The organism is Paenibacillus hebaui (assembly GCF_051934385.1).
Taxonomy (GTDB): domain Bacteria; phylum Bacillota; class Bacilli; order Paenibacillales; family Paenibacillaceae; genus Paenibacillus.
This window is the reverse complement of the sequence record NZ_CP196836.1, coordinates 2,577,425-2,597,657: the sequence shown is the minus strand read 5'-3', so window position 1 is coordinate 2,597,657 and position 20,233 is coordinate 2,577,425. Positions and strand designations below refer to the sequence as shown.

Genomic DNA, 20,233 nt, shown 5'->3' with positions numbered 1-20,233 from the left:
CTTGCTAGCTTTATTCCGTAGGTAGAGCGCCTCATCCGGATTAAACCATCCTCACGTTGTCATGTCAAAAAAGGCGCGGACTGCGTCCGCACCCTTCCGTTCATTTAACCGCAGCTAGTCGGAGGTGAATCCGTGCCTGCCTCCACGTTCACTTTCTCGGAGACGGTATCCCGGATTACGGAGATGACAAGCTGAAGCAGATAATTGATATCACTTTGACTTTGCTGGAATTCCGTAACCAATGGAATACTGTCCATCTCATCTTGCAAATCCTCAATTTCCTGTTCAATCTTGCTGACCATCTCTGTATTGTTGAAGCTTTCAAAAGCAACAATTTCTTTTTGTTTCTTCTTGATCGTTGCAATCAATTGCTGTATGCGTTCATGATCACGAATTTTGGATTCTGCCTGTTGGAACTGTTTAACTTCCTCACTCGTTCCGAGCATATCAGCCAACTCTTTGGCTTTTCCCATAATGTCGTCGCGTATGACCAGATTGCGCGTATCGTAGGTAGGCATTCCATATTGGTTGTACTGCACTTCTTCCTGCGCCACTCGAAATCGCTCCATTCTATGAGATGATATAAGATGGATTGGATGAATGATGTTCCAGCTGGACGACGGCTCCATGACCGCTACGGTTACGGATCGTTCTTTCGATCGCTGTTGTCTCCAAATTTTCCTGATTGAAATTGTTCAAGGTTAAAATTCGGAGACAAAGGCGAACGCTATCGCTTCTACAGAATCGATTCCGTCTCCTTCGCTACGTTCGCTTTACATCATCCAAACCCTGATATCTAAAAATCCAAATCCATCTTATTGGGTTTGTGTATTACTGATTAGAGGCTACCGGCTCTGGGAGCAGATGGCCTGAAATATAAAAAGTCATCGGATCGGTGATCTCCACATGTACAAAAGTACCGATAAGGTCTTTAGAACCTTCAAAATGCACCAGCTTGTTGCTGCGTGTGCGTCCTGCCAGAACGTTGGAATTCCGTTTGCTTTCACCTTCAACGAGCACCTCAACAACCTTGCCGCGCTGCTTCTCATTACTTCTCTGGCTGTAAGCGTTGATCGTTTCGTTCAGGCGTTTCAGACGTTCCTTCTTCACTTCCATCGGCACGTTGTCCTCCATGACAGCAGCAGGTGTACCTTCACGCGGAGAGTAGATGAACGTATAAGCAAAGTCATACCCGACTTCCTTGACCAGTGAAAGTGTATCTTCAAACTGCTCATCTGTTTCACCCGGGAAACCCACGATAATGTCGGTGGTCAGCACTACATCCGGGATGGCGGTTTTTATTTTGTCAGCCAGCTTCAGGTAGTGTTCCCGGCTATACTTGCGACTCATACGTTTCAGTACTTCTGAGCTTCCGGACTGAACTGGAAGATGAATGTGCTCCACCAGGTTTCCGCCTTTAGCCAATACCTCAATCAGATGATCATCGAAGTCACGTGGATGGCTAGTTGTAAACCGAACGCGTGGAATATCGATTTTGCGAATATCATCCATCAAGTCACCGAAACTGTAAGCCCTCTCTGTGAAATCCTTGCCGTAAGCATTCACGTTCTGACCAAGCAATGTAATTTCCTTAAATCCTTGCCGTGCCAGTTCCCGCACTTCAGCAATCACATCTTCTGGACGACGGCTGCGCTCTTTACCCCGTGTGAACGGAACGATGCAATATGTACAGAACTTGTCGCAACCATACATAATATTCACCCAACCGCGCATACCCTCACGTTTCTTGGGCAAATTCTCAATGATGTCGCCTTCCTTGGACCACACCTCAACAACCATTTCTTTGCTGAACAACGCTTCCTGGATCAGATGTGGCAACCGGTGTACGTTATGTGTACCAAAGATCATATCCACAAAACCATGCTTCTGCATAATCCGGTTTACAACGCCTTCTTCCTGAGACATACAACCGCATACACCCAGCAACAAGCCCGGACGTTCGGTTTTTAGTGTCTTCAGATGGCCTAGTTCACCAAACACTTTATCTTCCGCATTTTCACGAATTGCACACGTGTTCAACAGAATGATATCTGCCTCTTTGCGATCCTCAGTAGCCTGATACCCCATTGATTCCAGGAGTCCTTTGATGGTCTCCGAATCATGCTCGTTCATCTGGCATCCATACGTATATACAATATAGTGTTTGCCTTTTCCCATGTTTTTCAGTTCATCGGGTACAGCATCTTGATAATGCACCTGAACGTCTTCCTTACCCCGCTGTTTCTCCTGGCGATGATTGGGTTCCGACTTGATGTTAATCTCACGGCCCCTGATTCTTATCTTTTTGCTGAATTCATCTTGCGAAATTACTTTGGCATCGGAGAAATCAAAATATTGGGAGTAATCCTTTTTTGAGTCTTTAGCCATTTCCTTCGGTCACTCCTTACAGCCTCTATTAATAAAAATTAGTTATTTCATCCTTGGTACGCGTGAATTCCACGCTTCATACATCAAAGAGCATTACAGCAAATTATAACATGAATTGGGCTGTAGTTCCACATCCAAACACGCTCTCCCTTCATCTATGCCGAAGCGTACGCTTGTCTGTCTCACTTCTGTATAACACAGAAAACCTGAGCTTTCCATCAGAGTCGGGATAACCAGCTCTGTGGATGTGTGCTCAGGTTTATAAGTTCATTCAGACTGCCAGGGTGGCAGCTAAAAATGGTTCCATGTGATTAGTCGATGATTTCAGCAGTATCGCCATTACGAGCGCCAGCTGCATTAGCTTCATCCGTATCAATATGCATGTCCAGTGCAAAGGAGTCCGATACACGAGCCAGTACATTTTCCAGCACCAGACCACGATCTCCACTCAGGCGAACTTTCAGCAATTGTTTGTCCTCGATACCCCATTTTGCAGCATCTGAAGTATGGAAGTGGATGTGACGAGCAGCAACGATGACACCTTTATCAATCGTAACTTCGCCAGCAGGTCCTTTGATCGTAATCCCCGGTGTGCCTTCAATGCTCCCGGACTCACGTACAGGCGCTTTAACACCAATCGCAAAAGAGTCAGTCATCGAGATTTCCAGTTGCGTTTCAGGACGAACAGGTCCAAGGATACGCACTTTATCAAACTGTCCTTTTGAACCAATAACGGCTACCGTTTCGTTAGCAGCATATTGTCCTGGCTGAGACAGAGGTTTAAATTCAGTCAGTTCATAACCTTTGCCAAACAAAATTTCAACGTGCTCTTGGGATACATGAATGTGACGGGCAGATACGCCTACAGGTACTGTTTTACTCATCGTAAACTTCACTCCTTGTTTATCTATGGCCTGTAAACAGGCTCTTAACAATCCAATGGTATTATACCCCTTTTTGAAGTGAAATGAAAACGAACTGTTGAAAATTCATGAAATACACTTATTTTACAAACAATTCCCCCCTGCATTTGGTAAATCCATCTGAACATGGACGCCTTCTGCTTCATCTCATTTTTTCTAGAGACCAACAGCTTCAACATTTTAATGTCCCATCTTCAAGTTTTTCCTAGGCAAGTTTTCCCCTAAATAACTCATCGCATTCCCCCATAACCAGCCACGTACCCAATGCTCATCATAATGTTTGAGCAATGTGTCCATGAGCCGCGGATAATGCCCTGCATGTTCGAGTCCCTGAATATACGTCGGAATTCCGTCAAAATCAGACCCCATCATCAGATGGCGTTCCCCGCCCAGCGAACAAATCTGCTCAATGTGAGGCAATAGGTCTTCCATACGGACTTCACCTTCCGGCTTCACGAACCAGGGTACAAACGTCAGCCCTATCCGCCCTTCCCGAGCAATAATGGCTCGAATCTGGTCATCCTTTAGATTGCGCACGTGGGGACATATGGTATAACTGTTGGAATGAGATGCGATAAACGGACGTTCGCTTAAGTCCGCCAGCTCCCAGAATCCGTTCTCTGTTAGATGTGACACATCCAGTAGCATCCCGATTTGATTACAAAGGCGAACAAGCTCCCTACCTTTCTCGGTGAGCCCGGCCCCGCGCTTTTCCATTACACCGTCTGCTGCCCAGTTGGCATAGTTCCAGGTAATCCCCACAATCCGCACACCCATCTGATAACATAACTCCAGATAAAACAGGTTGCCCTCTAATCCATCTACACCTTCTAGTGTAAGCAATCCCCATGGACTCCCCTTCTGCCCTACCTGAATGACTTCTTCACGCCATAACAACGTCTGTGTGCCTTTGGGACGCTCCTTGGTTATTCCCACCCGTTTGCGGTATATCTCCAGCTGTCCCATCACATGTTCGAACTTGCCTCTCCCAAGTACTTCGGGCAGATAGATTGCAAAGGCCTGTAGCCCAACCCCGCCTTCGCGCATGCGTTCCAGGTTCACATCCAGCTGTGAAGCATGTTCAAATACAAGAGCGGGCTGCATCAACATTTTGCTCAAAACATCACAGTGAAAATCAGCTACACGCCAGTTATGCATGACACTCTCTCCTTCTGGGCGAATTATGGGACAAAACGCAAAAAAACCTGTCTACTTCGCGTAAACAGGTTCAATGCATAAGTACATGTATTATCTGGGCTCCACAATCAACTTAATGGCTGTTCGATCCTCACCGTCAATCACAATGTCTGTAAAAGCTGGAATACAAATCAAGTCAACTCCACTTGGTGCTACAAATCCCCGGGCTATCGCTACCGCTTTAATGGCTTGGTTCAGTGCTCCTGCTCCAATTGCCTGCAGTTCAGCATTTCCACGTTCACGAAGAACCCCTGCAAGAGCGCCGGCTACCGAATTAGGATTGGACTTTGCTGAAACTTTTAATACATCCATGGTAAGTACCTCCCTGGGAATGTTGAATGTTTGTTTCCACTTACTAGATGTTATTCGCGGGAGGCAAAAAAATACCTTCTTTTTAGGCGGGTTTCCCTGCAAAATGGGACAATACCCCTATTCCATGCGCCACTCGTCCTCCATCAGACGAATTTTTTCGATGCGTGTTGCAGCACCTGTAGCTTCATCAATCTCCACCAGAACACCGTGGAAATGCCATTTGCCATCATCAACAACAAATCGTACAGGGAGCTGTGTGTAGAACTTGCGCAGCACGGCTTCACGCTCCATGCCCAGTATGCCATCACGCGGCCCTACCATACCCGCATCTGTTAAGTAAGCCGTTCCTCCAGGCAAAATACGATCATCGTTACTCTGTACATGAGTATGTGTACCTACAACCAGCGACGTACGTCCATCCAGATGCCAACCCATGGCAATCTTCTCTGATGTTGCTTCAGCATGCATGTCAACCAGAATACATTTATAATCTTGGCGCAGTTCATCCACAATTTCATCGGCAACGCGGAATGGACAATCCAGTGCAGGCAAGAACGTCCGTCCTTGCAGATTGACAATCGCCAGCTCCTTGCCTTCACCTTTAACCACTGTGTATCCTCGGCCTGGTGTTCCCGGCGGGAAGTTTGCGGGACGAATCATGCGCGGTTCATCATCTATAACATCAAAAATGTCCTTATTATCCCAAGTATGATTACCCAGAGTAATTCCATGCACACCCCAGTTGAAAAATTCATTCGCAATTGCGCCGGTAATTCCCCGACCTGCCGCTGCATTTTCACCATTTACAATCACCACATGCGGTTTATACTTCGTTTTGAGATAAGGCAAATTTTCCTTCAATGCCTTACGTCCCACATTACCCACGATATCACCAATAAACAAAACTTTCATCTTACTGCCTCCTTAATCCCCGCCAAGTTCAACTCTCTTGAGTTTCTTTGAAACGTTGCAGGGTCTCTATCTCATGCTCAACCCTGTTTTTTTGTTATGGAACTGCCTTTTAACAGGCTATCAACAGGAAAAGTGGCCCACTACTGCGGCCACTTTTCCGTAATACTCTATTTTGCGTATTCAACCGCACGGGTTTCCCGGATGACGGTAACTTTGATGTGACCCGGATAATCGAGTTCATTCTCAATCATCTTCGTGATATCACGTGCGAGGCGGAAGGCTTCAGCATCGTCGATTTTCTCAGGTTGTACCATTACGCGAACTTCGCGTCCTGCCTGAATGGCGTATGATTTCTCGACACCTTCGAACGATTCTGAAATCTCTTCCAGCTTCTCCAGTCGTTTGATATACGTTTCCAGCGTTTCGCGGCGTGCGCCTGGTCTTGCTGCGGAGAGCGCATCTGCTGCGCCAACCAACATGGCAATAACCGAAGTCGCTTCGCAATCCCCGTGATGGGACGCGATACTGTTGATTACAACCGGATGTTCTTTGTATTTCTTCGCCAGCTCCACGCCGATTTCGACGTGTGATCCTTCCACTTCGTGATCCAGCGCTTTACCGATGTCATGCAATAGACCTGCACGTCTTGCCAGAGTTACGTCTTCTCCGAGTTCTCCAGCCATCAGTCCAGCCAGATAAGCGACTTCCATCGAATGTTTCAAGACGTTCTGACCGTAACTTGTACGGAACTTCAACCGGCCCAGAATTTTGATCAGATCCGGATGCAGACCATGCACGCCCACTTCAAAGGTAGCTTGCTCACCGTATTCACGGATGCGCTCATCCACTTCTTTGCGGGATTTCTCAACCATCTCTTCAATGCGTGCCGGGTGAATACGTCCGTCAGCCACCAGTTTCTCCAGGGCAGTACGGGCGATCTCACGGCGAATCGGGTCAAAGCCCGACAGAATAACAGCTTCTGGCGTATCATCGATAATGAGGTCAATCCCGGTAAGGGTTTCAAGCGCACGAATGTTACGTCCTTCACGACCGATAATCCGGCCTTTCATTTCTTCATTTGGCAGGGTAACAACAGATACCGTTGTTTCCGCTACGTGGTCAGCCGCACAACGTTGGATGGCGAGCGTAATAATCTCGCGGGACTTTTTGTCCGCTTCTTCCTTCGCTTGCTGTTCAATGTCCTTGATCATTTGAGCCGTCTCATGACGAACTTCCTGTTCTACGTTGGACAGTATGATACTGCGTGCGTCTTCCATAGTGAGGTTGGATATACGTTCCAGCTCCGTCACCTGGTTTTTGTAGATCATTTCGATCTGCTGCTGTGTCTCATCAATTCGTTTCTCTTTGTTAGCCACTTGCTCTTCTTTACGTTCGAGTGATTCCAATTTTTTATCCAGCGACTCTTCTTTTTGCAACAATCGTCTTTCTTGTCGTTGAATTTCGTTCCGACGTTCACGAGTGTCTTTTTCAGCTTCGGCGCGAATGCGATGAATTTCATCCTTCGCTTCCAGCACCGTTTCTTTCTTCAGCGCTTCTGCCTCTTTCTTCGCGTTCTCCACGATTTGTACGGCAGCTTGTTCCGCACTGGAGATTTTAGCTTCTGCAAGAGATTTGCGAATAAAATATCCTACTCCGAACCCAATGAATAGCGCGGCTGCAACGAGAGCGATCGTGATTGCAATTTCCATACTGTTCACCTCCTCGTTGGTTCCTCCAAGGCATTCCTTGGGTCAATTTGCAGTTTTCAAACCTAACATATTTTTGGGAATAACGAATACTCACGGCGATCCCCCGCCGATTTTCATTTCAAGTGTACATGTTGCCACGTACTATCCTCTGTCTCCAGCGGACCCATAATTAAGAATGGTATAAATCTTAAGAAACCGAAACCGCTTTTTTGGAAGGAAAAAGGGTTGTCCATTTCTTACAGACTCATGTCCATTTTAGTATTTGACGAAAGAAATTGTCAAGAGAATGCAGTATAGAGAGTCTAGTCTGCTAATCCCATAACAACGCTTCGTCATCTTCAGAGTCCCCAGCCTCATCTTCTTCAATTAAACAATTCACGACCCGCCGCACCATATCCATTGAAAAACCACGTCTCATGAGGAAAGGAAGCGTTTTATGTTTCTTCTCCTTTACGCCCCCTTTGACCTGATTCCATTTTTTGCGTCCGGCGTTCAAAGCAGTCTCAAATTCCGCATCCGTACTGACACCTTCCAGTGCTTCTGCAATAAGTTCGCTGGCAATGCCCTTTTGACGCAGCTCTTGCCTTATCCACAGTTTTCCCTTCCGCTTGCCCTCCATACGCTGCCTTGTCCATTCCTTCGCAAATAGATCGTCATCCACCAGCTTCTCCCGCTCAAGCCGATCCAACGCCTCTTCAATCAGTGGTGCGGCAAACTCCTTCTGACGAAGTTTCTGACTTAATTCATGCCGTGTACGCGGCTTATGCTCCAAAAAGCGCAGAGACTGTGCATACGTCCGCTGGCGCTCGTCAGCTACAATGATATCTTCCAGATCCTGTTTCATAAACGTATTGCCTCTGGTCAATCGATATTTAATCATTACATCTTCAAGAACAGTAATCGAATATATACCAAATGTGATTCGGTAACGAGCTTCCCTGCTCTTCGTTCGTTCAACCCGGGTAATGATAAGTTCTTCGTTATCCGGGAATTGGGAGATTCCCTCCAGCTCTGCTTCTTCATATACATCATCATCATGTTGATCCATTCAGTTCTCCCCTTCCACATCATACTTTTGTGATCTGCATTGCTTAACTGAGAGCCGTCTAGATCACAAAACCTCCCTCCAAATATGCAAAGCGCATCTCCGGAGGAGACAGCGATTTCCCAGCTTCCCTAAATACGCTAAGCGTACCTTCACAGAAAAACAGTGAACATAATACAAAAGGCCGGGAATCTAGCCCGGCCTTTTCTCTCACAGTCAGCGTGCCAACAGCCCCTGTCCATTCGGACAGGGGCTGTTGGACAGCGCCAGGCACTACAACCACACTCCCTTAGCAAGATCGAGCAAAGCTCAATCAGACAAGCTTAGGGAGTCCAATTGGACAGAACCCAATAGGGCCCTCCTATTAAGGAGGGCTTGAAAAGGTTACTCGCTGATTTCAAATAATTCTTGTTCTTCTGCAGCCTCTTTTTGTTGATCTTCGCTAGTTGGCGCAGGAACTGCAGTAGTTAAGTTACTGGCTACACGAATTTTTTGTTCAATGATTTCAGCAATCTCTTTATGCTCTTTCATGAATTGCTTCGCGTTCTCACGACCTTGTCCTAAACGCTCGCCTTCGTATGAGTACCATGCACCACTTTTATTGACGATATCCAGCTCTGTACCAATGTCAATGATACTGCCTTCTCTCGAAATACCCTCACCGTACATGATATCCACTTCCGCTTGTTTAAACGGAGGTGCTACTTTGTTTTTCACTACTTTGATACGCGTACGGTTACCAATCATGTCATTTCCTGATTTGATACTCTCAATACGGCGTACATCTAGACGTACCGTGGAATAAAATTTCAGAGCACGACCACCAGGTGTTGTTTCTGGATTACCAAACATAACCCCAACTTTTTCACGAAGTTGGTTAATAAAGATCGCGATTGTTTTGGATTTGCTGATTGCACCAGACAGTTTACGCAGCGCCTGAGACATCAAACGCGCTTGCAAACCGACATGGGAATCACCCATTTCGCCTTCGATTTCTGCTTTTGGTACCAGTGCAGCCACAGAGTCAATAACGACAATATCCACAGCACCACTACGTACAAGAGCTTCTGCAATTTCAAGCCCTTGCTCGCCCGTATCTGGCTGAGACAGAAGCAATTCGTCAATGTTAACACCAAGTTTACTTGCATATTGTGGGTCAAGAGCATGCTCGGCATCGATAAATGCAGCTTGTCCACCCGCTCTTTGTACTTCAGCGATAGCATGCAATGCTACAGTTGTTTTACCAGAGGATTCAGGTCCATATATTTCAACAATACGGCCTTTAGGCAAGCCGCCTGTTCCTAATGCAATATCCAAAGCCAAGGAACCGCTGGGTATAATTTCCACATTCATGTGAGTCGACTCACCCAGTTTCATGATGGATCCTTTACCAAATTGCTTCTCTATTTGACGGAGCGCCATATCAAGCGCGGCACGACGGTCTGACAATAAGCTCACACCCTTTACTGTTTATAAGATAATGATACCTTGTTTTAACTCGTTTGCCAAGCTTTTTTTCGAACATACATTCGTTTTTTTGTGAAGGCCGAGGCGCCTCTTCCTCAAAGAAACATTCCATTAAACAGAAAAAAGAACCGTAAACAAGGCTGTAAAGCCTAATTCACGGTTCTTCCGTCTTCCTTAATTATACTTGCTTCGGACTACAATTGCAATCCGAGACAGGTGACTAATCTATAGCCACAAGCTTCTGCCACAAACGATAGAGAATCGCTTTAGCAGAACGGATGCGGACCGTCTCCCGATTACCGTTGATGCGCAGCTCATGGATTTCCGTCTCTTTTCCACGTTCAGCAAGAGCGATAAATACAAGTCCCGGTGGCTTGCGTTCGGAATATCCAGGTCCTGCCACACCCGTAACAGCCAGGCCAAAATCGGTATCCCCAATCATGCGAATCTGCTCTGCAAGTACTTTGGCAACTTCTGGACTCACTGCACCTGGGGCATCTTCACCTTCCAGATAATCATGCGGCACATTCAACAACTTTTCCTTAATTTCGTTAGAGTAACAAACAATTCCGCCCTTCAACATCGACGCACTGCCGGGAACAGATGTCAGACTTTGCATGACGAGCCCTCCTGTACAGCTCTCAGCCGCACTAAGTGTCAGCCCCATATCAGACATCATAGTTACAATAGTGTACTCTATAGGCACATCCTCGTTCGCGTAGAGATGTTCTGTCAATCGTTCCCGAATCTGAACCTCCATCGCATCCAGCTTCAGCTTGGCCTCATTCTCGCTTGGAGCCTTCGTGGATACACGTACCGTAACTTCTCCCTCACTTGCATATGGAGCAATTGTAGGGTCAGTCTGTCCATCAATTAGATCAAGGAGTCGATCTTCCAACGCCGATTCGCCAATGCCTGCAAACTTCAGCATTTTTGAATAGATTGGCATCTCTTCCGTAAGTACGTGTTGGAACAGCCAAGGCTTGACTTCCTGTTCAAACATCGGAATCAACTCTTTTGGCGGCCCAGGCATCACTACATAGTGTTTGCCGTTGTCAGAAATAGCATTCCCTGCAGCAAGTCCCGTTTCATTGGCTAGCGGAGTTCCGCCTTCAATAACAATCGCCTGACGTCGATTATTTTCAGTCATATCCACATTACGATCTCTGAAAAAGCCCTCAATTTTGTCCATGGCCATTCGATCTAGATGCAGCTTGCGGTTCAGAACCGCCGCCAAAGCATCCTTAGTCAAATCATCCTGTGTAGGACCGATGCCCCCGGAAAATAAAATGACGTCTGCACGACCTTGAGCTATGCGAATAGCTTCGCTAAGTCTATTTAGGTTATCACCGACCACCGTTTGGAAATATACATCTATCCCGATCGCTGCCAATTCACGGGATAGATATCTGGCATTGGTATTCACTATTTGTCCAAGCAGTAGTTCTGTGCCAACTGCAATGATTTCTGCCTTCATGCAACATCCTCCTACATGTGGTGAGTGATCAAAGGGCAATAGGATGTTTTCCTATTGCCCTTTGTGCAAAGCTTGCTTCATAATTACCCATTTTAGCCTAAACAGTTACACTTTAGATAAATGAAGCAAATTTTTGTTTTTGATAAAGTAATCGATACCTGACCAGATCGTAATAATCGCTGCAGCCCAAACTGCAATAACGTCCACGTGAACACCCGTGAATGTGAATGGGAAATTATTTAGCAGCAACAACACTATTGCTACAATCTGCACAACAGTTTTTAGCTTGCCCCAAGCACTTGCTGCTACAACCGAACCTTCCAGCAGTGCAATCTGACGCAAACCCGTAACTGCAAACTCACGACTAATAATTACGACAGCAATCCAGGAATCCAGCTTACCCATTTCTACAAGTGAAATAAGCACCGCTGTAACCAACAACTTGTCCGCTAGCGGATCGAGCAGTTTCCCCAGATTGGTGACCATATTATTTTTCCGCGCCAGATACCCATCGATTCCATCCGTGCTCGCTGCAATAATAAAAATGACAGCAGCAACCAATTGATTATACGGAAGCGCGAAGCTTCCAAGTTGCAACGGCTCTGGATAAAATGGAAAATCCACGAGCAGGAACACCATCAAAAAAGGGATTAAGCAAATTCGTGCAAGCGTAATCCGGTTGGGTAAATTCACAAGACGCCCTCCCTCTTATCCTCCATACTCCAAACATTCATCTTAATCCCGTATTCATCATCCGGAACAGAAATTTACAGTTTCACTGTCAATCAGCACTAAAGTGCTCTCACTATGTAAAAACGCAAAAAATAAAGTCTACCGTTCAAACGCAAAACCGTTTTAAACGTTCCGGTGACTTCCAGAAGATGTACTGCTTTTCACAAAGTCAGCAAACGATGATGACTGGGCTTTGATGCTTGACTGCCAGCAATGCACACTTAGTATAATATACGCCAAATGCAGTGTCAAAAAACACGCATAGCTTCAAAAAGCCATATTATTTGAAATTCGTATATTGCAGATCGAGAGGCAGATTGGCACCATTCAACAACTGCATAACGGCTTGCAAATCATTTTTACTCTTACCTGTTACCCGCAGTTGGTCTCCTTGAATCTGACTCTTTACTTTCAGCTTGGAGTCACGAATCAGAATATTAATTTTTTTGGCAATATCCTGATCAATCCCCTGTTTGAAATTCAAACGCTGGCGGACTGTACCAGAAGAAGCTGGCTCAACTTTTGCATAATCAATGTTTTTTAACGGTAAACCCCGCTTGGCCATTTTGGATTGCAGCACATCAATGACAGCCTTGAGTTTGGTCTCATCATCAGATACGATCGTTAACGCATCCTTATCCAGTTTCAGACTGCTCTTGCTGCCCTTGAAGTCATAACGCGTGCCTATTTCCTTTTCAGTCTGTGTAACGGCATTTGTCAATTCCTGCAAGTCCATTTTGGACACGATATCAAATGAATTTTCTGAACTCAAACCAGTCACCCTTTCAGTTAATCATATGTTCTGTAACATTATAGAGGATACGCCAAGCAAAAGTCTAATTTTTAGAAAGTTTCCTCAAAGAAAAAAGCATTTTTGACAGCCACTCGAGGTGGTTGCCAAAAATGCTCATACAGCTGTCATCCTAATAACGGCTGCGATTGGGCTGTCTGAACATATCAAGCACACCCAGAAGAACATGTGCAAGACCAAAACCCAATATTCCGTAACCCCAAGCAGTTGGAGTCAAGTAGTAACCCAGGAGGCTGACAATGATCCCCAAACCTGTTACGATCCAGCTGACTGTCACAGCCATCCACCTCGCTTCACCATAAGTTAACTGCATGATAAGACAAAATTATTGTCTCCCGCAGTTGACTTGATTATTCGCCGCCCGTGGTGGAACCATCGGTTGAGCCTTCTGTGCCAGCACTGTTGTTGCCTTCAAGTCCAGTCGAAGAACCGGTGCTTACCGTGTCATCTCCAATTCTCAAGCGAATGCGGTTTGTGGCCTTTCCATCCGTTACGACCTGACCCCCAACCTCGATGGTTGTTGCTGCAGCGTAACCGGACTTAATGTACATTCCTGTACTATCCAATTCAAAGGTAAAGCTGTCACCATCAGCGGTATTGCCAAACTCCAACTTCTCACCACTAGAGTTTTCGCCTTTATATACTTCCAGCCAGCTATTGCCTGATGCTTTGATCGTGACGGTTACAGGCTTCCCTGCACTTCCGTTCACTTTAAAGTTCGTAATGTTGCCAGATTTGCCGTCCTCGGCAACCGTTACAGAAGTTGACGGGTTATCCGTTGGCTTTTCTTCATTTTCACCTGTCGGTTGCCCTTCGTCAGTTTGGCCGTCAGTTTGGCCGTCAGTTTGGCCGTCAGTTTGGCCATCCGTCTGTCCATCGGTCTGTCCATCGGTCTGACCCTCTGGTGTTCCGCCCCCATTACCACCGGCTTCGCCCTCATTCGTTTTCCCATTACCTGATTCATTAGCTGGGGTATTAGAGGCCTGCCCATTATCCGCAGGCACATCCGGTTTATCTTGAGGTTGCTGTTGGCTGTCTGTAATCTTCGTCTGATCCAGCCCTGGTGTATCCGCATCATCTCTGTTCATCACCACATATACGTACAACAGCACAACAATCAAAATAGGGAATGTCCACATCAGCGCAACAGACATCCAGCGGTTACTACGCTCAACCGGACGGTTTGAGCGCTTCTGAATGACCGGCTCCATCGTTGCTTCCGTCTCTTCTGCAGGTACGTCTTTTTTGTGTCCCTCCAGCAGCTCATCAGGATTCAGTCCCACCGTTTCCGCATAGGTTTTGATGAAAGCACGCACATAGAAGCTACCCGGCAACACTTTGTAGTCTCCTGCCTCTATTGCTTCCAAATACCTCTTGCGAATTTTAGTCATTTCCTGTACATCGTCAAGACTCATCCCTTTTTGCAGCCGGGCCTCTCTTAACTGCTGACCCAGTTCAGACATGCCATCTCCTCCTTATGTTTATCTCTTAAGTTGTTGCTTTTCTATTCCATGATGCCGTACGGAGCCTTACAATTCGTCGGTGTAGCTGGCCGTAAACGTATCATAAATAATCTCTTCATTGGGAATGTTACGCAATTCGATAATAATGTCAAAGTCTTTGAAATCATATTCGGACTCCTGCACAAAAATATCCGGATGCTCAATGACTTTGGTGCTAGGCATCGACATAATATCCTGTAACAAATTATAATGCCGTTCACTGGAACGGATCGTGCTGACAATTCCGTCAATGATAAAAACATTGTTTGGGTTCATTTCATCCTCGGATAGTTGACTCCTTATGGTTTGACGAAGAAGTGTCGAGGAAACAAACGTCCAGCGTTTCATCGCACATACGCTACCCGCAATGATCGATTCCGTTTTGCCGACACGCGGCATTCCACGCAATCCAATGACCTGATTTCCTTCCTTCTTGAATACTTCACCCAAAAAGTCCACAAGTAATCCAAGTTCATCCCGCGTGAAGCGAAATGTCTTGCGATCATCCGAATCCCGATCAATATAGCGACCATGCCGCACAGCCAGAATATCTACCAGTTTGGGTTGACGCAAAGCAGACACCGTTATGCTGTTCACTTTGCCAAGCATCTCACCCAGCAGACGAATCTTCTCATCATCATCCGATTCGAGCAGCATACCCCGGGTTTTGCCTTCAACACCATTAATGGTCAATATATTTACCTCAAGCATCCCCAGCATAGAGGCAATATCCCCCAACAGGCCGGGTCTGTTCTTATGTATTTTATATTCCATGTACCATTGTTTAGTTTCCATTTAAACACCCCGTAAAGCATTATTCCACATTATTCGACAGTAACAGAACGCGTCCACTGGACAACAATCTGAGATATCTTCTAAAAATGGGTCACGTTAATGATATATAAAATGAAAATGAATTACAAGAACAGGTCTGTAATCCGTTTGTAATCATTAGAGAAAAGCCCCCTTGCGGGAGCTCTCCATCTGTAATCTTATGCGTTTTGTTTGGCCAATTTGACCATCAGGCACGCAATCGTACGACGCTCATCTGCATCGCCGACATCCCATAATTCTTTTAATGCCCGGTTGGAATGGTTCGCCGGATCGACTTTCTCATCCAGGAAGTCACCGATTTCGTACGCAAGTTTGTTGATGGTATCTTCACTCATCCCCATCTTCTCTGCTTGCAGTACACGGTCACCCAAGAACTTTTTCCATGTGTCAAAACTGGTGAGCACTGTTTTGTCTGTTGACATGATAAATCCTCCTTTGCTTGACGCATGAGATTTAAAATCAACAGTTGTAATATGTGCTTCCTGGACATTTTATATACGAGCATTTTTGAATTATTTGATGAACAACTTTCAAATCGCTGTACACACAGAAACAACGATCTGGCAGACTAATTGATTGTAAAGCTTAGCCCAACTTTTACGTTAGCCAGCCGCCATTTGGACTTATAATCTGCCCGTTGATATAGCCAGACTCAGGAAGGGCAAGAAAATAAACCAGTGATGATATTTCATCAGGCTGGGCAAGTCTTCCTGCTGGAATTTCCTCTTCCAGCATTTTGAGTTCATTTTGGTCCAGATGATTCAACATGGACGTCTGAACTGCACCAGGTGCGACAGCATTTACCGTTACTCCCGAGGGAGCCAGCTCTTTGGCAAGCGCTTTGGTGAACGCATTCACTCCGCCCTTGGTGGTGGAGTAAAGAACCTCACAGGAGGCGCCTGATAGTCCCCAAATCGACGAAACATTGATGATTCGACCGTATCTTTGCGAGATCATGTGAGGCATCATTTCCTGTGTGCACATAAACGTACCTTTCAGGTTAATCGCCATTACTTCATCCCAGATCTCTTCCGTGACATCAGACAGCATGCCATAATGTGATATTCCCGCATTATTAACAAGAATGTCAGGCATCAGCCCATGTGCTTCCAACTTTTCTCTCATTCGTTCAATCTGTTCCCGGCTACGAAGATCAGCAGACACAGTCATAACTTTCCCACCGCCCTGCTCCATGCACCTTCTCGCCGCTTCATTGGCAGCTTCATGCGATTTCATGTAGTGGATGACTACATTCATGCCCACCTTCGCAAAGCGCTCAGCAATGGCAGCTCCGATGCCACCACTCGCACCTGTTACAAGTACAGTCATTTCTCCGATTGGCTTCAATTGTCCCGTTCCCCTCTCCATATTAAGGACTCACGACAAGCGATACCGCCAGCTGATCCCAGCGAATGTGCTCTTTCAATCTGCGGTTTACATCTTCCAGGGTGATCGATTTATACAGCGGGAGCATATTGAAAAAATCACCGCCACTGAATTGCTGGCGTGTGAATTCGTGGGCAATATTCTCCGGGGAGTTGAGCATACGCAGATATCCGCCTATTTTCTTTTTGCGTGCCCGCTCAAAGTCAGTTGTTTCGAACCCTTTTTCCACAATAGCATCGACTTCTTCACGAATTCGCGCAAGCAGTTGATCCGGGTCTTTAGTATCGCCACCGATAGCGGAAAAAGCGTATTGTGGCGAGCTGTTATATTCATGTCCAAAGCTATCCGAGATCAGATCTTCATCATAAAGTTTTTGAAATAACGGGGTACTGGAGCCAAAAAGCAGATCCATCATTAGTTTGGTCGTCATGTCCCGACGAAGCAGTTCTTCCCCAGTAAATCCAACATCTGTCTCTTTGAAACCAAACAAACATTTGGGCAATGATACCGCAAGTTTGGCCTCACGTCTTGCTTCTGCCACTTGCTTGGGTTCCTCCTCAAACAAACGATCAATCCGGCCCTGAGGCTCGTATTTCTTCCCGGCCTGGTTCAAACGAACCATATCCAGCACTTCCTGTGGATCTACCCCACCAACAACAAACAAAAGCATATTGCTCGGATGGTAAAAGGAATTGTAGCACTGATATAGTGTTTCTTTGGCAATCGTGCCAATGGACTCAACGGTTCCGGCAATATCGATGTGCACTGGATGTTTCTGATACATCGCTTCGATCAGGCCGAAATAAACACGCCAATCCGGATTGTCAGCATACATATTAATTTCCTGAGCGATAATCCCTTTTTCCTTTTCCACATTCTGATCGGTGAAGTAAGGATTTTGCACAAAATCAACTAATGTTTGTATATTTTCATTCACATATTCCGTAGCCGAAAATAAATAAACTGTCTGATCAAAACTGGTAAATGCGTTGGCAGACGCACCCTGCGATGCAAACGTGGCAAAAATATCCCCCGATGGTTCTTCAAACATTTTATGCTCCAGGAAATGGGCAATGCCATCTGGAACCTTCACTTCTTCCTGTCCTTCAACCTGAAAATGATTGTCAACTGAGCCGTATTTGGTTGCAAACGTGGCATACGTTTTCTGGAATCCCGGTTTAGGCAAAATATAGACATGCAGTCCGTTTTCCATCACTTCGTAATACAGCGTTTCCTGCAAATGATCGTATCTTATGCTCTCCACCGATTATTCCCCCTTCTCATCCCGCAAGAAATAAATCGTATCCAAACGGAACTGCTCTGCCGCCTCACGAACATTTTCCTTGCTGATTTGTTCTACCTGAGCCAGCAGCTCGTCTACCGTACGTTCTTTGCCGGATAACTGGCGATTGAAGTCATAAGCGATCATCTCAAAAGCAGAATCCTGCATTTCTTTAAGCAGGTTACGAATCATCGCCTTGGTTTGGGACATCTCCAAATCACTAATCGTTCCATTTTTCATTTCTTCCAGCTGTTGCTTGATAATCATGACGGCTTTTTCATAATTAGGGATTTCAATACCAGATTGGATGGTTGCAATGCCCTTGTGTCCGTCATACCGAGAAGAAGCGTAGTACGCCAGGCTTTCTTTTTCCCGAACATTAACGAACAGCTTCGAATGAGGATATCCGCCGAGAATGCCGTTGTACAATAATGCTGCGGCATATTGGGGATCGCCATATGTGATAGATGTGCGCAGTCCCATATTGAGCTTGCCCTGATTCACATTCAGACGTTCCACAATCGTTTCTACTTCTTTGTCTCCCCGAACAGCTTTCTGGGTCTGATAGTTGGAAGCGGACGCACGATCGACATTGAAGTAACGCTGAACCAGTTGTTCTACCTCTTCCAGTGTCGTGTCACCTACCACATACAAGTCCATACTTGCCTGCTGCAACCACTCCTGATAAGAAGCGGTCAGTGTGTCCGGCTCAATGCCGGGTAGATCCTTACGCTCACCCAGCGGATGCAGACGGTAAGGTTCGTTTTTGCACATCTCCTCAATGCTGCGTTCGGCCGCATAACGCATTTTGTCATTCACAATGGATTCCAGCTTTTTGCGGACGGTCTCCCGTTCTGCCTGCACATAGGAAGTTCTGAAATGTCCATTCTCTTGAGCTGGACGGGTAAGCACTTCTCCCAAAAAGGCAAAAGAGCGATCCAACAGCTGCTCGTCCCCTCCAACAAAGGAATCATTAATGGTATCCATGCGGAACTGTACGATCTGGTAATCTCCACGCTTGTAGACATCAAAGCCAAAACCCGCTCCATACAAATGCTCCAACTGTTCACGAAACTGTGTTGTTTCTGGATAGGTCTCAGTCCCGCGGCGAAGTACAAAGGGTGTAAGGGCTACTTTGGTAACCGTATCTTCTTGCAGGGGTACCCCTGCATAAAGTGATATGGCGAATGTTTTGAAACGCTTGGTTGGAAGTACATGTATGCGAAACTCTTTCTGGTTACCTCGTTCAAATCCTGATGTATTCAAATGTCAAAACCCCTTTACGGCGTCATATGTCGTGCAATACTAGTGAAGCTTAAACGTAACAACCATTTTAACCCATTCAAAAGGCAAGAAGCAACCGAAGTCACGCCTTCTGGTTGCTTCCAACATCATCACATACAAAATATATGTTGCCCGATGGTTTTCACCTGAGCGCGGGTCCAGATCCATTTGGATGTTGCTGTTCTTGGATTAAAATAATAGAGACATCCACCGGATGGGTCCCAGCCATTTATCGCCTGTTCAACGGCTTTTTTGGCCTGTTCATTCGGTTCCAGATAGATCTGACCATCGGCAACAGCAGTAAATGCACGTGGCTGGAAAATTACTCCGGAAGGTGTATTCGGGAAACTTGGTGCTCTAACCCGATTCAGAATTACTGCTGCTACCGCCACCTGACCTTCAAATGGCTCACCCCGGGCTTCACCATATACGGCGTTAGCCATAATTTTAATTTCATTCTCGGATAAACCCAACGCATTGGCTGACCCCATATTGTCTTGCTCTTTATCCGCTTTTTTGTTACTGCCCTCACTTCCACCTGAAGCTCCCTTGTGCAGGGGTGGTTCTGTTGGAGACCATTTTGTTGAAGCATTATAAAGCTTCAGCTTGGTTTCGGCTCCAACGACACCATCGGCCTTCATACCAAATTCGGATTGAAACCATTTGACGGATTTCAGCGTGCTGTTGCCAAAATTGCTATCAATTTTACCCTTGTAAAATCCCAAATACTTAAGCCGGCCTTGAAGCTCATACACATCTTGACCGTAACTTCCATATTTCACAGCGTTGCTGCTGAAAGTGGGCAAGGCCTTCTCTTCAACCTGTGGTGTACTTTGAGCCGAACTTTCGGTTGCTGTATTCTCAGGAAGCAAATAGCGGATTCCCAATGCGGACATCAGCAAAATAGCAGTGAAGAGCCATATGTTCATTTTTCGCATCGACTGTGCTCTACCTTTCTCTTGTGGGATTAAC

Annotated in this window: 20 protein-coding genes; all 20 read right to left on the bottom strand. The window is 46.0% G+C overall.

The genetic code is table 11. The annotated features are described in order from the left end of the window. Positions 1 to 104: 104 nt before the first annotated feature. The 20 genes from ACR32F_RS11950 to sleB all read right to left on the bottom strand — a co-directional run bounded on the left by ACR32F_RS11950 (position 105) and on the right by sleB (position 20,199). A complete protein-coding gene (locus ACR32F_RS11950; RefSeq protein ID WP_440118897.1) occupies positions 105 to 569 on the bottom strand; it encodes a RicAFT regulatory complex protein RicA family protein in 465 nt (154 codons plus the stop codon). Positions 570 to 831: 262 nt separating this feature from the next. After that, positions 832 to 2,388, bottom strand: a complete 1,557-nt coding sequence (gene miaB, locus ACR32F_RS11945) for a tRNA (N6-isopentenyl adenosine(37)-C2)-methylthiotransferase MiaB (protein ID WP_440118896.1) — start codon at positions 2,386 to 2,388, stop codon at positions 832 to 834. A 311-nt stretch (positions 2,389 to 2,699) separates the two neighbouring features. After that, positions 2,700 to 3,272, bottom strand: a complete 573-nt coding sequence (gene pduL / locus ACR32F_RS11940; protein ID WP_440118895.1) for a phosphate propanoyltransferase — start codon at positions 3,270 to 3,272, stop codon at positions 2,700 to 2,702. Positions 3,273 to 3,491: 219 nt separating this feature from the next. Beyond that, positions 3,492 to 4,469, bottom strand: a complete 978-nt coding sequence (locus ACR32F_RS11935; RefSeq protein ID WP_440118894.1) for a dipeptidase — start codon at positions 4,467 to 4,469, stop codon at positions 3,492 to 3,494. Between the two features lie 90 nt (positions 4,470 to 4,559). Next, positions 4,560 to 4,820, bottom strand: a complete 261-nt coding sequence (locus ACR32F_RS11930) for a stage V sporulation protein S (protein WP_007430104.1) — start codon at positions 4,818 to 4,820, stop codon at positions 4,560 to 4,562. A 117-nt stretch (positions 4,821 to 4,937) separates the two neighbouring features. Continuing rightward, positions 4,938 to 5,732, bottom strand: coding sequence for a TIGR00282 family metallophosphoesterase (locus ACR32F_RS11925; RefSeq protein ID WP_440118893.1), 795 nt, complete (start codon positions 5,730 to 5,732; stop codon positions 4,938 to 4,940). Between the two features lie 167 nt (positions 5,733 to 5,899). Beyond that, complete coding sequence (gene rny / locus ACR32F_RS11920) at positions 5,900 to 7,441, bottom strand: ribonuclease Y (RefSeq protein ID WP_036670418.1); 1,542 nt, start codon at positions 7,439 to 7,441, stop codon at positions 5,900 to 5,902. 310 nt (positions 7,442 to 7,751) lie between these two features. Further along, positions 7,752 to 8,489, bottom strand: coding sequence for a regulatory protein RecX (locus ACR32F_RS11915; protein ID WP_440118892.1), 738 nt, complete (start codon positions 8,487 to 8,489; stop codon positions 7,752 to 7,754). A gap of 381 nt (positions 8,490 to 8,870) precedes the next feature. Next, a complete protein-coding gene (recA, locus tag ACR32F_RS11910) occupies positions 8,871 to 9,935 on the bottom strand; it encodes a recombinase RecA (RefSeq protein WP_440118891.1) in 1,065 nt (354 codons plus the stop codon). A 238-nt stretch (positions 9,936 to 10,173) separates the two neighbouring features. Continuing rightward, positions 10,174 to 11,430 carry a competence/damage-inducible protein A gene (locus ACR32F_RS11905; protein ID WP_440118890.1) on the bottom strand — a complete coding sequence of 419 codons (1,257 nt, stop codon included), beginning with the start codon at positions 11,428 to 11,430 and terminating at the stop codon, positions 10,174 to 10,176. Positions 11,431 to 11,535: 105 nt separating this feature from the next. Beyond that, complete coding sequence (gene pgsA / locus ACR32F_RS11900; protein WP_440118889.1) at positions 11,536 to 12,123, bottom strand: CDP-diacylglycerol--glycerol-3-phosphate 3-phosphatidyltransferase; 588 nt, start codon at positions 12,121 to 12,123, stop codon at positions 11,536 to 11,538. A 319-nt stretch (positions 12,124 to 12,442) separates the two neighbouring features. Beyond that, complete coding sequence (locus ACR32F_RS11895; protein WP_253433904.1) at positions 12,443 to 12,934, bottom strand: YajQ family cyclic di-GMP-binding protein; 492 nt, start codon at positions 12,932 to 12,934, stop codon at positions 12,443 to 12,445. A 151-nt stretch (positions 12,935 to 13,085) separates the two neighbouring features. After that, the gene (locus ACR32F_RS11890; protein ID WP_167434746.1) at positions 13,086 to 13,250 is read right to left on the bottom strand and encodes a hypothetical protein; all 165 of its coding nucleotides are present in this window, start codon (positions 13,248 to 13,250) and stop codon (positions 13,086 to 13,088) included. 73 nt (positions 13,251 to 13,323) lie between these two features. Further along, positions 13,324 to 14,436, bottom strand: a complete 1,113-nt coding sequence (locus ACR32F_RS11885; protein WP_440118888.1) for a RodZ domain-containing protein — start codon at positions 14,434 to 14,436, stop codon at positions 13,324 to 13,326. A gap of 66 nt (positions 14,437 to 14,502) precedes the next feature. Then, a complete protein-coding gene (locus tag ACR32F_RS11880) occupies positions 14,503 to 15,270 on the bottom strand; it encodes a DUF3388 domain-containing protein (RefSeq protein WP_440118887.1) in 768 nt (255 codons plus the stop codon). Positions 15,271 to 15,467: 197 nt separating this feature from the next. Continuing rightward, complete coding sequence (locus tag ACR32F_RS11875; RefSeq protein ID WP_440118886.1) at positions 15,468 to 15,731, bottom strand: DUF3243 domain-containing protein; 264 nt, start codon at positions 15,729 to 15,731, stop codon at positions 15,468 to 15,470. A gap of 175 nt (positions 15,732 to 15,906) precedes the next feature. Next, positions 15,907 to 16,677: an elongation factor P 5-aminopentanone reductase gene (gene ymfI / locus ACR32F_RS11870; protein ID WP_440118885.1), complete on the bottom strand. Its 771-nt coding sequence runs from the start codon at positions 16,675 to 16,677 to the stop codon at positions 15,907 to 15,909. 1 nt (position 16,678) lies between these two features. After that, a complete protein-coding gene (gene yfmH, locus ACR32F_RS11865; RefSeq protein ID WP_440118884.1) occupies positions 16,679 to 17,959 on the bottom strand; it encodes an EF-P 5-aminopentanol modification-associated protein YfmH in 1,281 nt (426 codons plus the stop codon). A 3-nt stretch (positions 17,960 to 17,962) separates the two neighbouring features. Next, positions 17,963 to 19,243: an EF-P 5-aminopentanol modification-associated protein YfmF gene (gene yfmF, locus ACR32F_RS11860; RefSeq protein WP_440118883.1), complete on the bottom strand. Its 1,281-nt coding sequence runs from the start codon at positions 19,241 to 19,243 to the stop codon at positions 17,963 to 17,965. A 128-nt stretch (positions 19,244 to 19,371) separates the two neighbouring features. After that, positions 19,372 to 20,199, bottom strand: coding sequence for a spore cortex-lytic enzyme (gene sleB / locus ACR32F_RS11855; protein ID WP_440118882.1), 828 nt, complete (start codon positions 20,197 to 20,199; stop codon positions 19,372 to 19,374). Positions 20,200 to 20,233 lie beyond the last annotated feature (34 nt).

Coding starts and splice junctions, on each gene's coding strand:
- ymfI (WP_440118885.1), bottom strand. CDS start 16,677: ATGGAGAGGGGAACGGGACAATTGAAGCCAATCGGAGAAATGACTGTA.
- ACR32F_RS11875 (WP_440118886.1), bottom strand. CDS start 15,731: ATGTCAACAGACAAAACAGTGCTCACCAGTTTTGACACATGGAAAAAG.
- ACR32F_RS11925 (WP_440118893.1), bottom strand. CDS start 5,732: ATGAAAGTTTTGTTTATTGGTGATATCGTGGGTAATGTGGGACGTAAG.
- ACR32F_RS11950 (WP_440118897.1), bottom strand. CDS start 569: ATGGAGCGATTTCGAGTGGCGCAGGAAGAAGTGCAGTACAACCAATAT.
- ACR32F_RS11885 (WP_440118888.1), bottom strand. CDS start 14,436: ATGTCTGAACTGGGTCAGCAGTTAAGAGAGGCCCGGCTGCAAAAAGGG.
- ACR32F_RS11935 (WP_440118894.1), bottom strand. CDS start 4,469: ATGCATAACTGGCGTGTAGCTGATTTTCACTGTGATGTTTTGAGCAAA.
- rny (WP_036670418.1), bottom strand. CDS start 7,441: ATGGAAATTGCAATCACGATCGCTCTCGTTGCAGCCGCGCTATTCATT.
- ACR32F_RS11930 (WP_007430104.1), bottom strand. CDS start 4,820: ATGGATGTATTAAAAGTTTCAGCAAAGTCCAATCCTAATTCGGTAGCC.
- miaB (WP_440118896.1), bottom strand. CDS start 2,388: ATGGCTAAAGACTCAAAAAAGGATTACTCCCAATATTTTGATTTCTCC.
- pduL (WP_440118895.1), bottom strand. CDS start 3,272: ATGAGTAAAACAGTACCTGTAGGCGTATCTGCCCGTCACATTCATGTA.
- ACR32F_RS11915 (WP_440118892.1), bottom strand. CDS start 8,489: ATGGATCAACATGATGATGATGTATATGAAGAAGCAGAGCTGGAGGGA.
- ACR32F_RS11905 (WP_440118890.1), bottom strand. CDS start 11,430: ATGAAGGCAGAAATCATTGCAGTTGGCACAGAACTACTGCTTGGACAA.
- ACR32F_RS11880 (WP_440118887.1), bottom strand. CDS start 15,270: ATGGAAACTAAACAATGGTACATGGAATATAAAATACATAAGAACAGA.
- sleB (WP_440118882.1), bottom strand. CDS start 20,199: ATGCGAAAAATGAACATATGGCTCTTCACTGCTATTTTGCTGATGTCC.